This is a genomic window from Nocardioides sp. YR527 (assembly GCF_900101045.1).
GTDB lineage: Bacteria > Actinomycetota > Actinomycetes > Propionibacteriales > Nocardioidaceae > Nocardioides.
Map to the genome: position 1 here is coordinate 425,492 of NZ_FNFN01000003.1, position 21,965 is coordinate 447,456.

At 68.8% G+C, this 21,965-nt stretch carries 20 protein-coding genes; 11 read left to right on the top strand and 9 right to left on the bottom strand.

The window, feature by feature from the left end; translation table 11 throughout:
• Window positions 1-136: 136 nt before the first annotated feature.
• The 5 genes from BLT25_RS10630 to BLT25_RS10650 are packed head-to-tail and all read left to right on the top strand — an operon-like array spanning window position 137 to window position 3,964.
• On the top strand, window positions 137-568 hold the full coding sequence (locus tag BLT25_RS10630) for a hypothetical protein (protein WP_143033711.1): 432 nt from the start codon (window positions 137-139) through the stop codon (window positions 566-568).
• A complete protein-coding gene (locus BLT25_RS30590; protein ID WP_091045348.1) occupies window positions 565-1,464 on the top strand; it encodes a transglutaminase family protein in 900 nt (299 codons plus the stop codon). The genes BLT25_RS10630 and BLT25_RS30590 overlap by 4 nt, the downstream gene beginning before the upstream one ends.
• 16 nt (window positions 1,465-1,480) lie before the next feature.
• A complete protein-coding gene (locus tag BLT25_RS10640; RefSeq protein WP_091045351.1) occupies window positions 1,481-1,951 on the top strand; it encodes a nuclear transport factor 2 family protein in 471 nt (156 codons plus the stop codon).
• 19 nt (window positions 1,952-1,970) lie between these two features.
• Window positions 1,971-2,984 (top strand): zinc-binding metallopeptidase family protein, encoded by a 1,014-nt coding sequence (locus BLT25_RS10645; RefSeq protein ID WP_091045354.1) that lies wholly within the window; start codon window positions 1,971-1,973, stop codon window positions 2,982-2,984.
• Window positions 2,985-2,989: 5 nt separating this feature from the next.
• A complete protein-coding gene (locus BLT25_RS10650; protein ID WP_091045355.1) occupies window positions 2,990-3,964 on the top strand; it encodes a glutathione S-transferase family protein in 975 nt (324 codons plus the stop codon).
• Window positions 3,965-3,989: 25 nt separating this feature from the next.
• Here BLT25_RS10650 and BLT25_RS10655 read toward each other — a convergent pair whose 3' ends face one another.
• Together BLT25_RS10655 and BLT25_RS10660 are read right to left on the bottom strand one after the other, a co-directional pair.
• Complete coding sequence (locus tag BLT25_RS10655; protein WP_256328538.1) at window positions 3,990-5,039, bottom strand: DUF2855 family protein; 1,050 nt, start codon at window positions 5,037-5,039, stop codon at window positions 3,990-3,992.
• Window positions 5,040-5,211: 172 nt separating this feature from the next.
• Window positions 5,212-5,814, bottom strand: coding sequence for a hypothetical protein (locus tag BLT25_RS10660; RefSeq protein WP_091045360.1), 603 nt, complete (start codon window positions 5,812-5,814; stop codon window positions 5,212-5,214).
• A 172-nt stretch (window positions 5,815-5,986) separates the two neighbouring features.
• Between BLT25_RS10660 and pdhA the strand changes: the two genes are divergently transcribed.
• From pdhA to BLT25_RS10680, 4 genes are all read left to right on the top strand, one after another.
• Window positions 5,987-7,123, top strand: a complete 1,137-nt coding sequence (gene pdhA / locus BLT25_RS10665) for a pyruvate dehydrogenase (acetyl-transferring) E1 component subunit alpha (RefSeq protein ID WP_091045363.1) — start codon at window positions 5,987-5,989, stop codon at window positions 7,121-7,123.
• Window positions 7,120-8,097, top strand: a complete 978-nt coding sequence (locus tag BLT25_RS10670) for an alpha-ketoacid dehydrogenase subunit beta (protein ID WP_091045365.1) — start codon at window positions 7,120-7,122, stop codon at window positions 8,095-8,097. Before pdhA ends, BLT25_RS10670 begins: the two co-directional genes overlap by 4 nt.
• Window positions 8,091-9,443: a dihydrolipoamide acetyltransferase family protein gene (locus BLT25_RS10675; protein ID WP_091045367.1), complete on the top strand. Its 1,353-nt coding sequence runs from the start codon at window positions 8,091-8,093 to the stop codon at window positions 9,441-9,443. The genes BLT25_RS10670 and BLT25_RS10675 overlap by 7 nt, the downstream gene beginning before the upstream one ends.
• A 162-nt stretch (window positions 9,444-9,605) precedes the next feature.
• Window positions 9,606-11,192 (top strand): calcium-binding protein, encoded by a 1,587-nt coding sequence (locus BLT25_RS10680; RefSeq protein WP_091045369.1) that lies wholly within the window; start codon window positions 9,606-9,608, stop codon window positions 11,190-11,192.
• Window positions 11,193-11,271: 79 nt separating this feature from the next.
• On the opposite strand, the gene BLT25_RS10685 is transcribed toward BLT25_RS10680, so the two are convergent.
• The 7 genes from BLT25_RS10685 to BLT25_RS10715 all read right to left on the bottom strand — a co-directional run bounded on the left by BLT25_RS10685 (window position 11,272) and on the right by BLT25_RS10715 (window position 19,790).
• Entirely contained in the window at window positions 11,272-12,852 is a 1,581-nt protein-coding gene (locus tag BLT25_RS10685; protein ID WP_091045371.1) for an ABC transporter permease, read from the bottom strand.
• Window positions 12,849-13,751 carry an ABC transporter ATP-binding protein gene (locus BLT25_RS10690; RefSeq protein ID WP_091045373.1) on the bottom strand — a complete coding sequence of 301 codons (903 nt, stop codon included), beginning with the start codon at window positions 13,749-13,751 and terminating at the stop codon, window positions 12,849-12,851. The genes BLT25_RS10685 and BLT25_RS10690 overlap by 4 nt, the downstream gene beginning before the upstream one ends.
• Window positions 13,752-13,796: 45 nt before the next feature.
• Window positions 13,797-15,449, bottom strand: a complete 1,653-nt coding sequence (locus tag BLT25_RS10695) for an ABC transporter permease (protein WP_091045374.1) — start codon at window positions 15,447-15,449, stop codon at window positions 13,797-13,799.
• Window positions 15,449-16,384, bottom strand: a complete 936-nt coding sequence (locus BLT25_RS10700; protein WP_091045376.1) for an ABC transporter ATP-binding protein — start codon at window positions 16,382-16,384, stop codon at window positions 15,449-15,451. Before BLT25_RS10700 ends, BLT25_RS10695 begins: the two co-directional genes overlap by 1 nt.
• Before the next feature lie 55 nt (window positions 16,385-16,439).
• Entirely contained in the window at window positions 16,440-17,111 is a 672-nt protein-coding gene (locus BLT25_RS10705; RefSeq protein WP_091045377.1) for a TetR/AcrR family transcriptional regulator, read from the bottom strand.
• 47 nt (window positions 17,112-17,158) lie between these two features.
• On the bottom strand, window positions 17,159-18,061 hold the full coding sequence (locus tag BLT25_RS10710) for an exonuclease/endonuclease/phosphatase family protein (protein ID WP_176883781.1): 903 nt from the start codon (window positions 18,059-18,061) through the stop codon (window positions 17,159-17,161).
• Between the two features lie 163 nt (window positions 18,062-18,224).
• Window positions 18,225-19,790: a carboxyl transferase domain-containing protein gene (locus tag BLT25_RS10715; protein ID WP_091045379.1), complete on the bottom strand. Its 1,566-nt coding sequence runs from the start codon at window positions 19,788-19,790 to the stop codon at window positions 18,225-18,227.
• Between the two features lie 120 nt (window positions 19,791-19,910).
• On the opposite strand from BLT25_RS10715, the gene BLT25_RS10720 reads away from it, so the two are divergent.
• Window positions 19,911-21,038: an LLM class flavin-dependent oxidoreductase gene (locus BLT25_RS10720; RefSeq protein WP_256328539.1), complete on the top strand. Its 1,128-nt coding sequence runs from the start codon at window positions 19,911-19,913 to the stop codon at window positions 21,036-21,038.
• Between the two features lie 366 nt (window positions 21,039-21,404).
• On the top strand, window positions 21,405-21,860 hold the full coding sequence (locus BLT25_RS10725) for an HNH endonuclease (RefSeq protein ID WP_256328540.1): 456 nt from the start codon (window positions 21,405-21,407) through the stop codon (window positions 21,858-21,860).
• Window positions 21,861-21,965: the final 105 nt, after the last annotated feature.

Below are 21,965 nucleotides of genomic sequence, written 5' to 3' on the forward strand. Positions count from 1 at the left end.
CGAGCACGAGAAGGTTTCCCGCAATCGGCCGCGCGGTCGACGTGTTGTCTGGGCGGGGAGACGACCTCCCGTCGAAGGCGCTTCGCCAGCACGTCCGGGGGTCGTCGTAGACGACCTGCCCGACGGCTGGACGTTCGTGTCGTGGCTCGACAAGGACGGCTGGTACTGCCCTGATGCGGTCTATGAGGTGAAGAACCTACGAGTGGTCTCCGAGGCTGAGTTCGACGACGCGGTCCGTGCCGTCCGTAGCAGTCCAGACTGGCAAGGGATCGTCCATGATGTTGTGGACGGTCCGGAGCCGTCGCCGTACGTCGTCGGCGCCTCGGTCATGTGGATCGGGCCGGTTCTTGGGGACAACGGCTGGGACCTTTGTATCGACGCCTGGACCCTGGCGGTTTTCGGCAATGCGTCGGGGCCGCCGACTCATGGCCATCGGGGGCGAATCGTCGAGATCTCGCAGAGCGGGGCGCTTCGCGTGCGGTGGATCGACAGGGATGGCGAGTTCGAGGCACGAGACTTCATCGACCCCGGCGACGTGGCGGTGGTCGGGATAGCATCCGGCGGGTGAGATACCGGGTCAGCCACACGACGACGTACTCCTATGACGAGGATGTCACCAACTCGTTCGGCATCGCCCATGTCACCCCGAAGGAGCTGCCGCACCAGGCGGTGCGGCAGACAGGCGTACGCATCACGCCAACCCCTGCGGACCAGTCGAGCGACGTCGACTTCTACGGCAACACGGTGACGTACTTCCAGGTCCTAGAGCCGCACCAGCGGCTCGAGATCACGGCTACCTCCGAGGTCGACGTCAGCACCCCGGTCTATGACGAGACGAGCTTCGACCAGCCGTGGGAGCGGTCGCGGCCGCTGGTAGACCCGGGCCTTCCGGGCGCATGGCGGGCGGCCGACCTGGCGGTGGCCTCGCCGCTCGTGGAGCACACCCAGGAGGCGTACGACTTCGGTGCCGTCTCCTTGACCGAACAGCGACCGATCGTGGAGGCGGCGGAGGATCTGATGCACCGGATCCATGCCGGGTTCGACTATGACGACACCGCCACGACGGTCACCTCGACGATCCCGGAGATCTTCGAGGCCGAGGGTGGGGTCTGCCAGGATTTCGCCCATCTCATGTTGGCCTGTTTTCGAGCGCACGGGCTCGCGGCCCGCTATGTTTCCGGCTACCTCGCCACCACCCCTCCGCCGGGGAAGCCGCGGCTCGTCGGAGCCGATGCCTCCCACGCGTGGGTGGAGGTGTGGATCCCTTACCTGAGCGGCGCGGGGACGGGCCAGTGGCTCGCCCTCGATCCGACCAACGACACCAGGGCCGACGATCGCTACGTGAGCGTCGCCTGGGGACGTGACTATGCCGATGTGCCTCCTGTGAAGGGGGTCATCTACACCGAAGCGACCACCTCGACCTTGACCGTCTCTGTCGATGTGGCCCCCGACCAGCAGGAGTGAAGTTACGGTGTTGCTCGTGGGACAGCCTCCGCAGCGGGCGAGCATCGTCACCCGCGGCAGCCGCTGGCGTCGCGGAGCTCGCATCTCCGGAGTGCTGGTGGTCGCCGCGGCTCTCACCGCGCTCACGCTCTGGCTGCTGGCGCGCGGCTCGACCCCGGCCGAGGTCACCCGCGAGTTCATGGAGACCACCTCGGTCGCCACCCTCTACGAGCTGGCCTCCGAGGAGGGCGACGAGCTTCTCGACGGTGGTGGTGCCCGCGCGATGATCGACGCGGCCGAGGGGAAGCGGACCTACGCCGACCCCAATCCGCGCGCGGTGAACCGGGACCTGGCCATCGGCGAGCCCGAGATATATGGCGACACCGCTCGGGTCACCGTGAGGGTCTCGTACACCGCCGAGGAGGGCTCCGTGCCGGACGAGTCGGTGGTCGTGGTCCTCGTCCGCGAGGACGGCGAATGGCGCGTCGCGAGCTGGGGCACGGCCTGAGACGGCCGATGATGAGGACATGGAAGCGTTCAGCTGTCGGGAGTGCGGCAACCGCCTCTATTTCGAGAACTCGGCGTGTGTCTCGTGCGGCACCCGGCTCGCCTACTCCCGCGAGGAGCGCGCGATCGTCCCGGTCTCACCCGAGGGCAGGTACGTCGACAGCGACGGCTACCTCTGGTGGGTCTGCGCCAACACGCTCGAGACGGGATGCACCTGGCTGGCCCGCATCGAGGGCGGGATCTGCTTCGCCTGCGAGCTGACCCGGACCCGGCCCAACGACGCCGCGCCGGAGTTCGTCCAGCAGCAGTACTCCCTCGCCGAGCAGGCGAAACGTCACCTCGTGGTCGAGATCGACAACCTCGGTCTGGAGATCCGCACCAAGGCCGAGGACCCTGACGAGGGACTCACCTTCGACCTGCTGGCCAGCGACGGCGTCGCGTCCACCCCCGACGTGGTCATCGGTCACGACGGCGGCGTGATCACGATCGACCTGGCCGAGTCCGACGACGCCTACCGCGAGCACGTCCGGGCCACCCTCGACGAGCCCTACCGCACCCTGCTGGGCCACTTCCGGCACGAGGTCGGCCACTACTACGAGTGGCAGCTGGTCCGAGGGCCCGAGCTGATGGAGCGGTGCACCGAGGTCTTCGGCGACGAGTCGGTCTCCTATGAGGAGGCGCTGCAGCGCCACTACTCCGAGGGACCGCCCGCGGGCTGGACCGAGGACTACATCTCGACCTACGCCACCATGCACCCCTTCGAGGACTTCGCCGAGACCTGGGCCCACTACCTGCACATCCGCGACACGCTGGGGTCCGCGGCGGCGTACGGACTCGCCGGCCCGGTGCCCGCCGAGATGCCGTTCCGGCGGGTCGTCACCGACATCTGGGTGCCGCTCTCGGCGGCGCTCAACGTGATCAACAGGTCCATGGGCCACGACGACCTGTACCCCTTCGTCATCCCGCCGGCGGTCCTGGACAAGCTCGACTTCGTGGCCTCGTTGGTTCAAGATTCAACCCAACCCCTAGGGTGACTCCCATGGGGGAGAAGGCGACCTACATCCAGCCCGGCAATGAGTTCAACCGGGACATGAACTACATCCCGGACCGGATCACGCGAGACGCGCGGAGGCCTGAGTTCGGGCCGAGCGACGTGCCGTTGTGGCCGGTCGAGCCGGGCCGCTACCGGCTGGTCGCGGCCGCCGCCTGCCCGTGGGCCAACCGGGCGATCATCGTCCGCAACCTGCTCGGGCTCCAGGACGTCATCTCCCTCGGCCTCGCCGGCCCGACGCACGACGCCCGGTCATGGACCTTCGACCTCGACCCCGGCGGCGTCGACCCGGTGCTCGGCATCGAGCGACTGCAGCAGGCCTACTTCGAGCGCTACCCCGACTACCCGCGCGGCATCACGGTGCCGGCGATCGTCGAGGAGGCGTCCGGCAAGGTCGTCACCAACGACTTCCCGTGGATCACCCACGACTTCTTCCACGAGTGGACCGACTTCTTCGCCGACGACGCGCCCGACCTGTGGCCGCGCGCGCTGCGCGAGGAGATGGACGAGGTCGACAAGCGGGTCTTCACCGAGGTCAACAACGGGGTCTACCGGTGTGGCTTCGCCGGTTCCCAGGAGGCGTACGACGCGGCCTATGCCCGTCTCTTCGCCGCTCTGGACTGGCTCGAGGAGCGGCTCTCGAAGCAGCGATATCTGGTCGGTGACCAGCTCACCGAGTCCGACATCCGGCTGTTCACGACGCTGGCCCGCTTCGACGCCGTCTACCACGGCCACTTCAAGTGCAACCGGCAGAAGCTCGTCGAGTTCCCCGCCCTGTGGGCCTACGCGCGCGACCTCTACCAGCGGCCCGGGATCGGCGAGACGCTCGACTTCGACCAGATCAAGCAGCACTACTACGTCGTCCACACCGACCTGAACCCCACGCAGATCGTCCCCGCCGGGCCTGATCTCTCCGGCTGGGACGAGCCGCACGGGCGTGAGTCCCTCGGTTCAGACCACTAGTCGGTGCGTGGCCGCGTCGAGGTGATCAACCCGCGTTGGGAAGGAAGATGTGGCCGACGGCGGGGTCCGTCGAGCCGTCGTGGAAGCCGGCGATGACGGTCGGGGCGTCCTCGAGGCCGGTGTGCTCGAGCAGCTTGATCGATGGCTGCTCCGTACCTCCCACGCGCTCGAGGAAGTCACGCTCGTCGCGGCGATAGCGCTGCATGAACGCGCGCGACTGGCCTTCGGCCTTGTAGGCGTCGAGCTGGAGGGCTGCGAAGAAGAAGACCGGAGCCGGTCCCACTAGGCTCTTGTCCTCCTCGGGGAATCCGTCGGCTTGGGTCGACCCGATGAGGCAGTCGAAGGCGAGCCGGTCACCGAAGTGCTCGTGAACTCGGCGGCGCAGGTCACTGTCGCCCGAAAGGTCGACGTAGACGGTCCGTTTGGTCCTGTCGATCGCCGTCAGATCGGCGTACTCATGTGCTGTGGCGTAGTGGCCGAGGCCCTTCACGAAGTCGATGTTGCGGGCCGCGGTGAGCGCGATCTTCTCGGCCGGTGAGTCGGCGAGGCAGTAGGCGGTGCCGTACGCCGTCTTGCTCGAGGCGCTCGAGATCACGAACTGCTCGGCGTCGAAGAAGTCGCGGTCACGGAGGTAGTCGGCAGCGGTGTAGGAGGTGATGAACAGGGCACGGAAGATGGCGGTGAGGCTGTCCAGGCGTGGGTCGGAGTCCTGGGGTTCGAACTCGTAGAGGTTGTAGACCTGAGGCGTCCCGGTGCGGTGTTCGGCACCGTCGACGAAGCTGCGGGAGGTGACCGACGTCGGTCGCATCGTCAGCTGGGTCGCGATGGGGAAGTAGCCGAAGACTCGCGTTCCCACCGGGAGGTCGGACGCCCTCGACTCGACGATCTCGGCGTGCCCCCACGCCGGCATGCAGCCGTACCCAGGCTGCTCCGCCGGAAACAGATTCCAATAGCCCAGGGTGTCGCCGTAGACCGCGTAGGTCATGTTGTTCGTCGTGAGGGCGATGCGTTCGATCCGTGCCGACACCTCACCCTCGGCGAGCGGCGGTCTCGGGATGTCTATCAGGTCAGCCACGCCAAGATCGCTCTTGAGTGACTCCACTCGGGCAATTCGAGTCATCGGTTCCTCATCTCCTGGAGCTTGGCCCATCGCGTCCGACAGAACGTACTAAGCGCTTGCTTAGTTGTCTACCGACGAGTGAACCGTTGTGTCGCCCGGGAGGCGCTCGACTGACGAAGACCTTCCTTCAGCCGGCGTAGTAGCCGCTGCGCTCTCGCTGCCTCGCGGCGCCGACCGCGCTGAAGTACGCCGAGGACGGCCGCAGCCACAACAGGACCAGGATCGCGATCACCAGCAGCGGGTCGAGGACGGAGAGCACGACGTTGCCGGCCGACATCGGCATGGTCGCGCCCCCTAGAGCGGCGTTGCCGGCGATATTGCCCACGCTCGACAGGCTGCCTGCCAACGAGAGCGCGCCGAGGATGGTGGCGACGATGCGGGCCCAGTTGCGGCCCTTCCCGTTCATGACCGCCATCCAGATCCACAGCCCGAGGGCGACCAGCCCGAGGACGGCGCCGCCGATCTGAAGGATCGGGATGAAGATGTCCGCCATCTCCCGCGCGTCGAGGACCGACGGGTCGTACGTCGGCTGCTTCTCCATCTCCCTCACCATCAGCGTCTTCATCTCGGTGGTGTCCATGGTGAAGAGGAGGATCGTCGCGACGATGTTCAGCAGGCCGCCGATCCACATGCCGATGACGGCGTACGTCAGTGTCTTCGGTCGCTCGGTTGGAACCGTGGGCGTAGCGACGGCGGCGGGATAGGGCTGGTAGCCGTAGGGATCGGACATCTGTGCCTCCGTGGCCAAGTGTGGGGCCGTGACTCTAGCCACGAGCCGTCGTTCCGACCACCACAATTCCGCGCGGCCGAGTACCTTGGTGAGTGCCACGTGTCGCGGGTCACAAGTCCGTGCGCGGGCGTGTGCCAGCGGTGGCAACCCCACCCCGTGTGAAGGAAGTGTGATGACTGAGTTTCTGGATCCGAGTCCCAGCCACACCGACATGGTGCAGCTGCTGAACCCCGAGGGAGAACGGGTCTCGCACCCCGACTTCGAGTTCTCACCCGACCGACCTGAGGACGAGGCCGTACGCGGCTTCTACCGCGACATGGTGCTGACCCGTCGCCTCGACGTCGAGGCCACGGCGCTGCAGCGCCACGGCGAGCTGGGTCTGTGGGCCCAACTGCTGGGCCAGGAGGCGGCGCAGATCGGCGCGGCCCGCGCGCTCGCACCCCAGGACTTCGTCTTCCCGACCTACCGCGAGCACGGCGTGGCCTGGTGCCGCGACGTCGACCCGATGCAGCTGCTCGGACTCTTCCGGGGCACCGACCAGGGTGGCTGGGACCCCGCCGAGCACAACTTCGGTCTCTACACGATCGTCATCGGCGCCCAGACGCTGCACGCGACCGGCTACGCGATGGGCGTGCAGATGGACGGCCTCGTCGGCACCGGCGACCCGACCCGCGACACCGCCGTCGTGGCCCACTTCGGCGACGGTGCCTCCTCCCAGGGCGACGTCAATGAGGCGATGGTCTTCGCGGCCTCCTACAACGCCCCGGTCGTGTTCTTCTGCCAGAACAACCAGTGGGCCATCTCCGAGCCGGTCGAGCAGATGGTCAAGGTGCCGCTCTACAAACGCGCCCAGGGCTTCGGCTTCCCCGGGATCCGCGTGGACGGCAACGACGTGCTCGCGACGTACGAGGTGATGAAGTCGGCGCTCAAGCGGGCCCGTGAGGGTGGTGGGCCGACGATGATCGAGGCCTACACCTACCGGATGGGTGCCCACACGACCACCGACGACCCGACCCGCTACCGGGTCTCCGACGAGGTCGAGGCGTGGAAGCTCAAGGACCCGATCGCCCGGGTCGAGGCGTATCTGCGCCGCGGCGGCGGCGCCTCGACCTCCTTCTTCACCAAGGTGGAGGCGGAGGCGGAGGAGTTCGGCGAGCGCCTGCGCGCCGGGATCCACGCCCTGCCCGAGCCCGATCCCGTACGCCTCTTCGACAACGTCTACACCGAGCTGCCCGAGGAGCTGCGCGAGCAGCGTGACGGCTTCGCGGCGTACCTCTCCTCCTTCGAGCACGAGGGGGCCTCCCGATGACGAAGATGACGTTGGCGAAGGCGCTCAACGCGGGCCTTCGACGCGCGATGGAGGACGACGACAAGGTCGTCCTGATGGGTGAGGACATCGGCAGGCTCGGCGGTGTCTTCCGGATCACCGACGGGCTGCAGAAGGACTTCGGCGAGGCGCGGGTCATCGACACCCCGCTGGCCGAATCGGGGATCGTCGGCACGGCGGTCGGGCTCGCGCTGCGGGGCTACCGGCCGGTGGTGGAGATCCAGTTCGACGGGTTCGTCTATCCGGCCTACGACCAGATCGTCTCGCAGGTGGCGAAGTTCCACTATCGAAGTGGCGGACGGGTCGCGATGCCGATGGTCATCCGGATCCCGTTCGGCGGCGGCATCGGTGCGGTGGAGCATCATTCGGAGTCTCCCGAGGCGCAGTTCGCGCACACGCCCGGACTCAAGGTCGTGGCCTGCTCGGACCCGGTCGATGCCTACTGGATGATCCAGCAGGCGATCGCCCATCCGGACCCGGTCATCTTCCTGGAGCCGAAGCGGCTCTACCACTCGACCAAGGCCGAGATCGACGTCGACGGGTCTCCTGGTCCGCTGTTCGCCTCGCGGGTGACACGGCCCGGCACCGACCTGACCATGCTGGCCTACGGGCCGACCGTGAAGACCGCGCTGACGGCCGCCGAGGCAGCTGCGGGGGAGGGCAAGTCGGTCGAGGTGATCGACCTGCGGACCTTGTCGCCGCTGGACATGGGTCCGGTGTTCGAGTCGGTGCGGCGTACCGGCCGGGCCGTCGTCGTCCACGAGGCCCACGTCAACCTCGGCCTCGGCGCCGAGCTCGCCGCCCGGATCACCGAGACCTGCTTCCACTCGCTGGAGGCGCCGGTCCTGCGGGTCGGCGGGTTCGACACGCCCTACCCGCCGGCCCGGGCGGAGGAGTTCTTCCTCCCCGACCTGGACCGGGTCCTCGATGCCGTCGACAGGAGCCTGGCATGGTGAACGAGTTCAAGCTGCCGGATGTCGGCGAAGGCCTCACCGAGGCCGAGATCGTCGAGTGGCACGTCGCGGTCGGGGACGTCATCAAGGTCAACGACCCCATCTGCGACATCGAGACCGCCAAGTCCGTCGTCGAGCTCCCCTCGCCCTATGCGGGCGTAGTCCAGGAGCTCCTCGTCGAGGTCGGCACCGAGGTCCAGGTCGGCACCCCGATCATCCGCATCGGCGACCCCGCCGAGACGTCGCCCCCGTCGCCCGAGGCGTCAGCCCCGTCGGCCGAGACGTCGCCCCCGTCGGCCGAGGCGTCGCCCCCGTCGGTCGAGCCCGCGAGCGCAGCGAGCGGTGTCGAGACCAACACAGTCGCCGACGAGCATGAACAGCCGCTGACGCTGGTCGGCTACGGCTCCAAGGAGGACGCAGTCGTACGCCGCACCCGCACCGTCTCCGCACCGCCCGCCGCCGCGGGCACCGGTGTGCTGGCCAAGCCGACCGCCCGAAAGGCCGCCCGGGACCGCGGGATAGATCTATCCGGCGTTACGCCCGCTCGGGCAGACGGCGTGATCACGACCGAGGACCTGGACTCTGTTGGTTCCGACACGGGCTCCTTCGTACCTCAGGAGCCCGGCTCGACCAGCGTGGGCGGTGAGCGTCGCGAGCCGATCAAGGGCCTGCGCAAGCAGATGGGTCAGGCGATGGTCGACTCCGCGTTCACGCTGCCGCACGTGACCATCTGGACGAGCGTCGACGTGACCGCGACGACCGAGCTGGTCGCCCGCCTCAAGGCGCGGCGCGAGTTCGCCGACGTACGTGTGTCGCCGCTGCTCGTCGTCGCGAAGGCGTGTCTGCTGGCGATGCGGCGTACGCCGATCGTCAACTCCTGGTGGGACGATGCCGCCCAGGAGATCGTGTTCAAGGAGTACGTCAACCTCGGCATCGCCGCGGCCACCCCCAGGGGTCTCCAGGTGCCGAACGTGAAGGGCGCCGACCGGATGTCCCTGGTCGGGCTGGGCACCGCGATCAACGAGCTGACCGCGACCGCCCGCACCGGCAAGACCCCGCCGGCCGACCAGACCGGCGGCACGTTCACGATCACCAACATCGGTCCGTTCGGCATCGACGGCGGCGCCCCGATCATCAACCCGGGGGAGTCCGCGATCCTCTCGGTCGGCGCGATCAAGCGACAGCCCTGGGTCGTCGGCACCGGGGACGACGAGCGCATCGAGCCCCGCGACGTCTGCACCCTCGCGCTCAGCTTCGACCACCGCCACATCGACGGCGAGGCGGGCTCGACCTACCTGTCCGACGTCGCCGCAGTCCTGTCGGATCCCGCCACCGCCCTGATGTTCTGAACCCTGTCGACGTGGGAGTCCCGGAGTCACCCGGTGACATCGGGACTCCCACGTTCGACATTCGACCCACAGAACCGCTATTCGCTACCTGCCGGGGTATCGAATCTGGGAGGATCCTCCGGCCCGTGCTGACACGGGCCTGAAGATCTTCTGGAGGCAGGAATGGTGCTCCTGACGGGGCGCACGCTGCTTGCCGGGATCGTCGCGACGGCCGCCTCGGCGACCGTACTCGTGACGAGTCCCGCGAGCGCGGCGACAACATCGACCGGCGTACGTTGCACGATCGTCGGTACGTCGGGTGGTGACGTCCTACGGGGCACGTCCCGCCGTGACGTCATCTGCGGCCGCGGCGGCAGCGACATCATCTACGCCAAGGGCGGCGATGACCTGGTCGACGCCGGTTCGGGCGGTGACCACGTATACGCCAGCTACGGTGCCGACCGGGTGCTCGGCGGGAGTGGCGAGGACTGGATCCACGGTGGTGGCGGCAAGGACAGCCTCAACGGAGGCACCGGGCAGGACAACATCTGGGGCGAGGACGGCGGCGACGTCATCTCCGGTGGCGACCACTTCGACGTGATCTCCGGCGGTGCAGGTGCAGACCGCATCTATGGAGGCGCCGGCGGCGACAGCATCAACGGTGGGACGAGCGGGGACGCCATCTCCGGAGGCTCGGGAGCCGACTCGGTCAGCGGAGGCGATGGCAACGACTCGATCTCCGGCGGGGACGGCAACGACCGGCTGGCCGGCAACGCCGGCGATGACCAGATCCACGGCAACAACCATCTGGACACCGTCAGCGGTGGCTCCGGCCAGGACCGGCTCTGGGGCGACAGCGGTGCCGACACGCTCAACGGTGGCGACGGTAACGACAAGCTGTCCGGTGGCACCGGGTTGGACGACGTCCACGGCAACGCCGGCACCAACACCTGCTACTACGACATCTACGACTACCTCTACGGATGCTTCCGCGACGCTGCCGCGCCGGTGATCGTCGGGGCTTCGCTGTCCCCGACGGCGATCAACTCGGACTCCGGCGACACCAAGGTCCGAGTGCGGATTCACGTGAAGGACGACCTTCGCGTCGCCCAGGTCCAGGGATGGGTCTCGGGCCTCGCCGACAACAACCCGGCGCAGCTCTACACCAATTTCATGCCGATGGTCTCAGGCGGCGTACGCGACGGCTGGTGGCAGGGGTACGTCACCGTGCCCAGGTGGACGCCCGGGGGCAAGCTTTCGCTGGAGGCGATTGCGACGGACACCTCTGGGCGTACGACCGACAAGTTCGACGTGGCCTCGGTGCAGGTGACCAGCACCAACCCAGACACGGCGCCGCCGGTGGTGAAGCTCAAGAGCCTGAGCACGACGTCCGTCGACGTGCGTACCGGCGCGAAGACCCTCAAGGCGGTGCTGACCGTGACCGACCGGATCGGCGTGACCGAGATGAATGGGTTGGATTCCCTGAGTGTGTGCTTCGGCCGCACGATGGAGGACGACTTCATCTGCGGGCCCGACCCGGTGCGTACCGCCGGGACCATCTACTCCGGCGAGTGGACCGTGAATCTGACGGTCCCGAAGGGAACCCCGACCGGCGTGTACGACCTCGAGGTCTATGCGGCGGACCGCATCGGGGTCGTCGAGAACTATTACGGCCCGCATCTCTACCAGGAGTGGGTCGACACCTACCCGAGCTCGATGCAACCGGACCAGGAGCTGCCGAGTGCGACCTTCCATGTCACCGGTTCCTGACCCCGAGACGTCAGCTGCGTCGGCCGAGTGGGCGCCTCGATGCCCACTCGGCCGACGTATGTGACGCCTCGGCAGGGGGTCAGCCGATGTCGCGGGTGCGGAACCAGCCCCAGGCGCCCACGAGCACCGCGGCGGTGAGGGCGGTCAGGGTGAGCTCGGGGGCCCACGTGAACGACTCGGTGGGCATCTGCGGGATGTGCGAGTACGGCGAGATGCCGATGAACCAGCCGGGCGCCTCGAGGAGCTCGCCGACGAGGGTGATCACCAGGCACAGCGCGGGGAGCGCGTAGCCGAGGGCCGAGCGCCGCAGCGCCAGCAGTCCGGCAGCGAGAGCTGAGACCAGCCAGACCGCCGGTGCCCAGGCCAGGGCCGCGGGCAGGATCTGGTCGGGATGCGAGCCGTCGGCCGAGCCCGCCGCTCCGAAACCGATCCACATGAACAGCCCAGCCACGAACAGCAGCCACAGGGCGCCGGTGAAGGCCACGAGGACGGTCGACCAGTACCAGCGGGACCGAGAGGTCGCGGTGGCGAGCACCGTCTCGGCACGCCCGTCCGACTCGTCCGAGCCGGCGTGGGAGATGACCGAGATCGCGAAGAAGGTGATCACGATCGCCACGATCGAGAGGACGGCCGCGACCATGGTGTCGGCGAACGCTCCCTCGCCGCCGAGCCGCTGCAGCATCTCCTGGGCGCTCTCGCTGTCCAGCAGGTCACCGAAGCCTGGGACGATCGCGCCGAAGACCGCACCCATCGCCGCGATCGCGATCGACCACGTGATCAGTGCCGACGAGTTCAGACGTACGCAGAGGGCGAGTGCGTCCGCCAAGCGGGGCGATCCGACCGCAGGTCCCGGCCGTGCCGCGATCATCCCGGAGCCGAGGTCGCGGCGACCGTGCAGGACACGCGCGACCCCGACGAGCACGGCAGCCAGGCCGACATAGAGGAGCAGCATCCACCAGCGCGGCTCGGACCAGGCGCGGATCTTGGTGTTCCAGCCGAACGGCGTGAGCCAGGAGAGCCAGGACACCGAGGTGTCGCCGATGGCGCGAATGATGTACAGGACGCCGATCGCGCCAGCAGTGAGGGAGGCGCAGGTGCGTGCGCTCGCCGAGAGCTGGGAGGTCACCGCGGTGATCCCGGTCGCGACCAGGCCGATGCCCGTCCAGGTCGCGCCGAAGACGATGGATCCGGTCGCGGGCAGCCCGCCACCGATCGAGGCGAGTGCTGCGAGGACGCCGACCAGGAGCGATACCCCGGTGGCCTCGACCAGGGCGGCTGCGGTCGGCGCCTCGGCGCCCACTGCCGTGCCACCCACGAGCTCGAGCCGGCCGCTCTCCTCCTCGACGCGAGTGTGGCGGCGTACGAGGACGACGAGCAGGACGGCGACGAAGATCGAGTAGAGGACGGTCATCTTCGTCATCGCCAGCTCGCCGAGGCTGTGGACGTCGAGGATCGGGCCGTAGAGAGCGACGGTCGCGCCGCTGGCATTGAGCCCCTCGGCCGTGTGCACCCGCTCCGCCTCGGAGGTGTAGAGCGACTCGGTGCCGACCGCGGAGGCGTAGACCATCAGGGTCAGGACGGCCACCCACGCCGGGATGATGACCCGGTCACGGCGCAGGGCCGTGCGGGTCAGCAGTGCGGTGCCGGAGTACGTGCTCATCGCGCCCCCTCGGTCTGGTAAGCGTCGAGGAACAGCTCCTCGAGGCTCGGCGGTGCCGAGTTGAGGGACCGGGCGCCTGCCGCGCTCAGGACGGCGAGCAGGGTCGGAAGGCCCTCTGGGTCGACCGTGCACGTGATGCTCTCGCCGTCGATGATCACATCGTGGATGCCGGGCCCGGCCAGCTCCGGGACTGCCCCGCTGACCTGCGCTGTCACCTTCGAGCGCCGTAGGTGGCGCAGTGATTCCAGGGTGCCGGTCTCGACCGTCCGGCCATCCCGGATGATGGTGACCCGGTCGGCCAGTCGCTCCACCTCGGACAAGATGTGCGAGGAGAGGAGCACGGTCGCGCCGCGCCCCTTGTGCTCGGCCACGCACTCGTTGAAGACCTGCTCCATCAGAGGGTCCAGGCCCGAGGTCGGCTCGTCGAGGATGAGCAGCTCCGGGTCTGCGGCGAAGGCCGCGACCAGAGCCACCTTCTGCCGGTTGCCCTTGGAGTAGGCGCGGCCCTTCTTGGTCGGGTCGAGCTGGAAGCGCTCCAAGAGCTCGGCACGACGGGTGTCCTTCGGGTCCACATCGCGAAGCCGCAGCAGCAGATCGATGATCTCGCCACCGGAGAGGTTGGGCCACAGCGCGACATCGCCCGGGACGTACGCCAGGCGCTTGTGGATCGTGACGGCGTCACGCCAGGGGTCGAGCCCGAAGACACGGGTCTCGCCGCCGTCGACGCGCAGCAGGCCGAGCAGTGCTCGCAGCGTCGTCGACTTGCCGGCGCCGTTGGGGCCGAGGAATCCGTGCACCTCGCCGGGCTGGACCATCAGGTCCAGCCCGTCGAGCGCGAGAAACTTTCCGAAGTGCTTGGTCAGACCCGCGACCTCGATCGCAGGGATGTTGTCGGACATGGGAACTCACTTCAGCGCATGTGGGAGGGATGAGGTTGTGGAAGGTCAGCCTGCAACGACGTCTCGGCGGCGGAAGCCGACGAAGGCGGCCACCAGCAGCGCGAGCGCGACGGCGCTGAGGCCGATCATGTGCGAGGCCTCGATCGCCTCCTGCGGGTAGCGGCCGACCCACCAGAACGGGGAGATGCCGGCGACCGCGTCCGGGAGGTCGAAGAGCGGCCCGAACATCCCGGTGATGCAGGTGAACGCGAACAGCGCCCAGATGGCCGGGGTGATCTTGGGGAGCCAGGCGTAGAGCGCCGCGGTGAGGGTCAAGAACACTGCCACAGCCGGCAGGAACGCCGCGCCGCCCTTCAGGAACGTCCCCAGCTCGACCTCGCCGTTGACCAGGGCGCCCGCCCACAGCGCGAGGGCGCCCGAGACCATGGTCAGTACGAACGCGCCCACCGCCACGACCACGAGGTGGGAGGCGAACCAGCGACCGCGCGAGACCGGCTTGGCCAGCGCGATCTCCAGACGCCCTTCGGTCTCGTCCGCCTTGGCTCGGAGCGTGGTCGCGATCGCGTAGCCGGCGGCGGCCAGCGCGGCGTACAGGATCATGATCGCCAGGAACCCGGTGAGCGGGTCGTCGCCGAACATCTTGGCCGCCTCGGGGTTGGACGCGGCCATGTCGGCGACCATGTCCTCGACGCCTTCGCCGAGGTAGGTGCCGGTAGCCCCGAACATCACGAAGGTGCCGAGGAACCACCAGAACAGCGCCGTACGCTGCTGGCGCCAGGCCATGGCCACCGGGGACGAGAGCGTCCCGGTCGCCTCGGCCCGGCCGGAGCCGTCGGCGAGCAGTGCCCCGTCGAAGTCGCGCTTGGAAGCCAGGAAGGCACCGACGGCGAGCAGCACCAGGACCGCCACCACGCTCAGCGCGAGCGGCCACCAGCGCAGGTCGACGTACGCCCTCATCTGCTGGGTCCACGCGATCGGCGAGAGCCAGGAGAGCCAGGTGCCATGCTCGCCGGGACCGGCCTGCAGGTCGCCGATGCCGCGCACCAGCACCGAGACGCCCAGGACCGCGAGGGCGAGCCCGGTGGCGCCTCGACCGTGGGTGGTCAGCTGCGAGGTGACCAGGGCGACCGCGGCGAAGACCAGGCCGCTGACGGCGATCGCCGTCGACAGAGCGAAGGTGTCCTCGACCGGAAGGTCACCCGCGGAGATCAGCAGCGCGCTCCCGAGCACGGCGAAGACGACGTTGGCGATGACCACGGTCAGCAGCGACGCGGCGACGGCCGCGTGCCGTCCGACCGCGCGCGAGCGGACCAGCTCCGCCCGCCCGCTCTCCTCCTCCGCGCGGGTGTTGCGGACGACCTCGAACATGTTCATGACCCCGAGCAGCGCAATCATCCACAGCGTCATCTCGTTGGCGAACATCGCGCCGATCGTGTAGTCGTCGAGACCGTAGTTCGGCCCACCGAGGAACACCGAGGCCGGCTGCTGCATCAGGTCGGCGCGGCCTTGTCTGTCCTCGGCGGTGGGGTAGACCGTGCTCAGCGCGGTGACGAAGTAGGCGTACAGCGCGAGCAGCGACACCGTCCAGACGGTCAGCCGGACACGGTCGCGCCGGAGCATGAACCGGGTCAGGTGCCAGGTGCCGGCGAAGGACGTCAGCGGCGTACGCCGCGGGATGGCCGGAGCGAGGGCGCTCATCACGCCTCCTCCGTCTCGATGACGTCGCCGTAGTGGCGCATGAAGAGCTCCTCGAGCGAGGGCGGGGTGACCGTCAGGCCGTGCACGTCCAGGTCGGTCAGGGTCTTCATGACCTCGCCGACGGCGTGGTTGTCCACGTCGAACGCGACTCGGGTGCCGGCGCCGTTCTGGCTGGTCACGAGGTCGTTGACGGCCGGCAGGCTGCCCAGTGCGGACGGGTCGCCACCGAGGGTGGCGACGACGGAGGAGCGGGTCAGGTGGCGCAACTCGTCCAGGGTGCCGGACTCGACCGCGATCCCCGCGCGGATGATCGTGACGGTGTCGCAGACCTTCTCGACCTCGCTGAGGATGTGGCTGGAGAGCAGGACCGAGGAGCCCTCGGCCTTGGCCTCCCGGGCGTACTCCGTGAAGACGGCCTCCATCAGCGGGTCGAGGCCGGAGGTCGGCTCGTCGAAGATGTAGAGCTCGGACTCGTCGAGGAACGCCGCGACCAGGGCGACCTTCTGCCGGTTGCCCTTGGAGTAGGTGCGCGACTTCTTGGTGGGGTCGAGCTGGAACCGCTCCAGCAGCTCTGCCTTGCGTGCCTTCCGGCGCGCCTTGTCGCCGCTCGGCTTGAGCCGGGTCAGGTAGTCGATGCACTCGCCACCGGTGAGGTTGGGCCACAGTGACACGTCGCCGGGGACGTACGAGATCCGCTTGTGCAGCTCGACCGCGTCACGCCAGACGTCACCGCCGAAGAGGCGGGCGGTGCCGGCGTCGGAGCGCAGCAGGCCGAGCAGGACCTTGATGGTGGTGGACTTGCCGGCGCCGTTGGGGCCGAGGAAACCGGCCACCTGGCCGGGCTGGACGGTCAGGTCGAGGCCGTCGAGGGCCTTGAAGGAGCCGAAGGACTTGTGCAGACCCGCGATCTCGACCGCGGGGATGTTGTCGGACATGGGAACTCGCTTCCGCGTTGGGAGGGTAGGAGGACGTACGCCGACGGGCCTGGCGTCATTGAGACGGGGGCTCGGTCGCGGCGTCCTGTGGCGGGTCCGGGACGTAGAGCAGGTATTCGTCGAGCATCCGACGCGTGGTGAAGATGCCCTGGGTGTAGAGCTCGACCATCGGGAGGTAGCTCGTGGTCAGGAAGCCGCGCACGATGCCGCTGATGTCGCTGGGGTCCTCGGCCGGGTTGAGGGTGAGCTCGAGCATGAGCGAGCCGAGGGCGGAGAGGACCAGATAGCGGGCCCGGGCCGTCTCGTCGCGGCTGGGTTTGATCAGCCCGGCCTCGACGCCGTGCTTGGTGTAGCCGACCGCGTCCTCGATCATCTGCTCGATGAAGGTGCGGCCGACCGGGCCGCCGTCCTGCAGCGAGCGGAGGACGTAGCCGAGCATCGGCGCGTACTCGTCCGCGGCGGCGAACCTGTGCAGGATGCCCTGTCCGGAGGCCAGCTCGTCGATCGTGTCGTTCTTCGTCGAGCGGATCTCGGCGAGTATCTGCTCGTCGCACTCGGCGTGGAGCTCGTCCTTGGAGCCGAAGTGGTGGATCACCAGGGCCGGGCTGACCCCGGCGTCGGTGGCGATCGAACGGACCGAGGCACTGAAACCGTCGCGCGCGAACCGCAGCACGGCGGCGTCGCGGATCCGGTCACGGGTGGTCGGGTCGGGAGGGGCTGAACGCATGTTTAATGCTAAACACGTGTTCAGCCCCTGCGCAAGGGGTTAGTCGATCAGTTCCTGGTCCAGCTGAAGTCGACCGCGATCGGGAAGTGGTCGGAGAGCATCAGCCCGGAGCCGTCCTCACGGAAGTCGGCGTCCAGGTTGCGGTAGGAGGTCGCGCTCAGATCGACCCCGCCGCCGTCGCGGTAGAGCACCTTGTCGACGACCTCGCACTCCACGCCCGGGTCCACCTCCGGGCACCCCAGGGCCGGGCTGCCGTGGTCGGGCTCGTCACCGCTGCGTACGAGCTCCACCCAGGCGTCGGTCAGGCCGTTCGCGGCGGCGAAGTCGGAGATCCGGTCGCCCTCGCGGGTGTAGCGCGTGTTGGTGTCGCCCATGACGAGGACCGCGTTGCCGGCGGAGCGCTCGGAGATGTACGCCGTGAGCTGCTCGAGGTTGCCGCGGCGAGCGGCCTCGTCCAGGCTGTCGTCGCCGGCGTCGGCATGCAGGTTGTAGACGTCGATCCAGGTGTCCGGGGCGATCTGCGCGCGGTGGAAGGTGAACCCCTTCGGGGTCAGACAGTCGGCCTGGTTGATCCAGCAGTGGTCCCAGGTGACGCGGTCGAGCGCCTCGTACGGCTGGTGGTGCAGGCTGTTCAGCCCGCTCCCGAACGGCACTCCACCCGAGGTCGGGGTGCGGTGGTCGTGCACGTCGGTCGCGTAGAGGTAGGCGTGGTAGTTGAAGTCCTCCTGGACGTTCACGATGTCGAACCGGTCGATCCGGCGGCCGATCTCGTTGGTGGCGGACTTTCGGGGCGTGGGCGCGCTGGAGATGACTTCGGGCAGGCCGGCGATGTTGTACGTCAGCGCACTGAAGCTGCCCTCGTTCGCCTGCGCCGGGGCGCCGATGAGGGGAAGGGCCGCGGCGAGCGAGGTCGTGGCGGCGAGGGCGAGGAGACGCTTGATCTGAGGCACGAGAAACTCCGATCGAGTGTGGGGGTTGCTGCCGGACGGCAGCGCCGAGCCAACCCATCGTGGCGGAGTTCGCGAGGTGTAACACGCTGTTCGTAGGACTATCCGGTCGTTCTGAACGACCGGATAGTCGGTGTAACAGCGTGTTACACCATTCTCTGGCGCCTCAGCCCGCGTAGCGAGCGGCCCGCGCCGTCGGCTCGCCCGGCCCCGCGGCGAGCAGCGCGAGCAGCTCCTCCTCCAGGGCGTCTCCGACCCGGCGGCAGAACCCCACCGGCTCGTCGGCGGCGTCGGGGGACTCTGCGACGATCCGGTCGACCACACCGATCTGCTGGAGGTCGACGGCGAGGACCCGCTGCGCCTCGGCCATCTCGGCGGCGTGGTCGGAGTCGCCGTGCACGATCGCGCTGGCGCCCTCCGGCGGTAGCGGGGAGAGCCAGGCGTGCTGCGCGGCGACGACCCGGTCGGCGGGGAGGAACGCGAGCGCGCCGCCGCCGTTGCCCTCGCCCAGCATCAGGCTGAGCGTCGGGGTCTCGACGTTGACGAGCGTCCCCAACGTACGCGCGATCTCGCCGGCGATCCCGCCGTTCTCGGCCTCCGCCGACAACGCCGCGCCGGGGGTGTCGATGACGGTGACGACGGGGAGTCCGAGGCCGGTGGCGAGCTTCATCCCGCGCTGCGCCTCGCGCAGCCCTTCCGGTCCGAGCGGCTGGTGAGCCTGCTCGCGCCGGTCCTGGGCCAGCACCAGGCACGGCGCCGACCCGAACCGCGCCAGCGCGATGATCAGGCCAGGGTCCCGCTCGCCCTGCCCGGTGCCGTTCAACGGCACGACGTCCGAGGCCGCGATCCGAAGCAGCGCCCGCGCCCCCGGCCGGTCGGTACGCCGGGACCGCGTGATCGCGTCCCAGGTGTCGACCTGTCTGCTGGTCGAGCCGCCGGAGCCGCTAGGCGGAGGCGTGTCGAGACCAACCCGGTCCACGGACGCGCTCGAGACGACTGTGTTGGTCTCGACACGCTCGCTCTCCCTCAGGGTCTGAACGAAGTGGCCCCGACCAGCGGGGAGCCTGAGGTCGAGGATGGTGAGGACCCGGTCGACGAGCCCGGCGAGCTCGTCGGGAGGTACGACGCCGTCGACGAGGCCGTGGGCGAAGAGGTTCTCCGAGACCTGGACACCAGAGGGGAAGGGGCGGCCGTTGAGCACCTCGTAGACCTTCGGACCGAGGAATCCCAGGAGTGCCCCGGGCTCGGCGACGGTGACGTGTCCCAGGGAGCCCCACGAGGCCATCACGCCGCCGGTGGTGGGGTGGCGCAGGTAGACGAGGTAGGGGAGTCCGGCGGTCTTGTGACGGGTGACCGCCTCGGCGATCCGCACCATCTGCACGAACGCCGGCGTGCCCTCCTGCATCCGGGTCCCGCCCGAGGCAGGCCCCGCCAGCAGCGGCAGCCCCTCGCGGGTCGCCCGCTCCACGGCCGCGATCAACCGCTCGGCCGACGCGCGCCCGATCGACCCGGCCAGGAACCTGAACTCCGAGAGCACCACGGCCACCCGCCGCCCGGCGATCCGGGCCTCGCCGGTGACGACCGACTCATCGGTCCCCGCCCGCTCCCGGGCGCGCACCAGGTCGGCGGCGTACGCCTCGGGGAGCTCGCCGTGGACGGGTGGGGTGTCCCAGGACGTCCAGGTGCCGGCGTCGAGGACGAGGTCGATCAGCTCGGTGGAGGTGAGGCCCATGCCGGGACCATACCCCGGGTTGGCTCATTGGCTGAGCCTCTGTCCATCCATGGACACGGCGGGCAGATAGTCGATAAAGACAATTAACATTGTCTAGAAAACCTCATGAAGGAGTCCGGAATGAACGCCCCACACGCCCCCGAGTTCCTCTGGTACCTGCCCAACTTCGTCGAGACCGGCCACCGTGGTGACACCGCAGCGCCAGAGGACGGCTACGGCACCCTCGACTACCAGGTCCGCCTCGCCGAGGCGGTCGAAGACGCCGGCTGGTCCGGCGCCCTGCTCGGCACCAGCTGGGGCAGGCCCGACACCTTCACGGTCGCGACCGCCCTGGCGGCCCGCACGACCACCTTCGAGCCGCTCGTCGCGATCCGCCCGGGCTACTGGCGCCCGGCCAACTTCGCCACCTCCGCCGCCACTCTCGACCAGCTCAGCCGGGGCAGGGTGCGGGTCAACATCGTCTCCGGCCAGGACGACCTCGCCGCCTACGGCGACCGCGAGGACTCACGCACCGCCCGCTACGCGCGGACCAAGGAGTTCATGCGGCTGGTGCGGCGGCTCTGGACCGAGGAGGACGTCACCTTCGACGGTGACCACTTCCAGGTCGCCGGCTCCACCATCACCCCGCGGCCCTATGCCACCGACGACCGGCCGCATCCCCGGCTCTACTTCGGCGGCGCGTCGTCGGAGGCCGAGGCGGTGGCCGCGACCGAGGCCGACGTACAGCTCTTCTGGGGCGAGCCGCTGGACGGCATCGCCGAGCGGGTCGAGCGCCTGCGCGGGCTGGAGGAGTCGCTGGGCCGTGACCTGGAGCCGCTCGAGTTCGGGCTCAGGATCACCACACTGATCCGCGACACCCGCGAGGAGGCCTGGCGCGACGCGGAGGAGAAGGTCCGCCGGATGGCCGACAATGTCGGCGACCGCGAGTTCCGCCGCACCGGCCGGGCGGCCGTCGGGCAGAGCCGGCTCCTCGACCTCGCCGACCGCGGCGACGTGCTCGACGACTGCCTCTACACCGCCCCGGGACGCTATGGCGGTGGCGGCGCCGGAACCACCTGGCTGGTCGGCGACGCGGACGACGTCGCCGCCGCACTGGGCCGCTACCAGGAGCTCGGCGTGACCCACTTCGTCCTCTCGGACACGCCCTACCGGACCGAGGTCGCCCGGGTCGGCGAAGCGCTGATCCCGAGGCTCCGCGACGCGGGCCGGGTCGCGCTAACGGGACCAAACGGCGTACGTCGAGCGTAGTTAACCGGAAAGACACGGTCCTGACCTGCGAAAACCGTTGGTAGGTGGAGGGTGTTCGCTCTATTCTGGTAGCACCCGGTCTCACCACCGGGCCAAATCCACCTGACCTGTTGAAGGGCACACGCATGAGCACGCAGCACTCGACCACCGCCCCGGCGGCGTGGTCGCTGACCGCTGCGCACGAGCGCGACCCTCATGCCCGCGGGAGCCGACAGTGACCTGGGTGCATAGCTGCACCGGATCACTCCGGGCCGCTCCTGCGAGACATGTCTGTCTCGTCGGGGCGGCCCCTTTCTTATTTCAGTCCAGTGTTTCTGTCCGATCTGCACGCGATCTCTATCCGACTCTCCTGGGAGGTAACCGAAGATGACCACGACCGTGGGTGCCGTGACCCTGTACAACGCCTCCTTCGAGCCGCTCGGGAGGGTCTCGTTCAAGCATGCCGTGCGGATGCTGTTCCGCGAGGTGGCAGTGGTTCACGAGCAGCAGGGCGACAAGATGATCGGGCCACATCCATGGCCCAAGGCGGTGCGGCTGGTCCGCTACATCGCCATGCATTGGATGTATCGGCCGGCCGGCTACTCCCGCGAGGGAGTGCTCAGGCGCGACCAGCATCGTTGTGCCTACTGCGGCGGCCACGCCCGCACCATCGACCATCTGCTGCCACAGTCACGCGGCGGCAGATGGACCTGGCTGAATACCGTGGCGGCGTGCGGCAAGTGCAACGGGCGCAAGGGCAACCGCACGCCGGAGGAGGCTCACATGGCTCTCCGCATCGAGCCGTACGTCCCGACCCGGGCCCAGCTCGCCGCCATCCTCTGACCTCCCGCCGTCAGAAGTCGACGTTTCGGCGCCGGAAACCGACTTCTCGGCGGGATTTCAGGTTCTCGACTTGACGAGGCATTAATAAGTACGATGGACTTACAA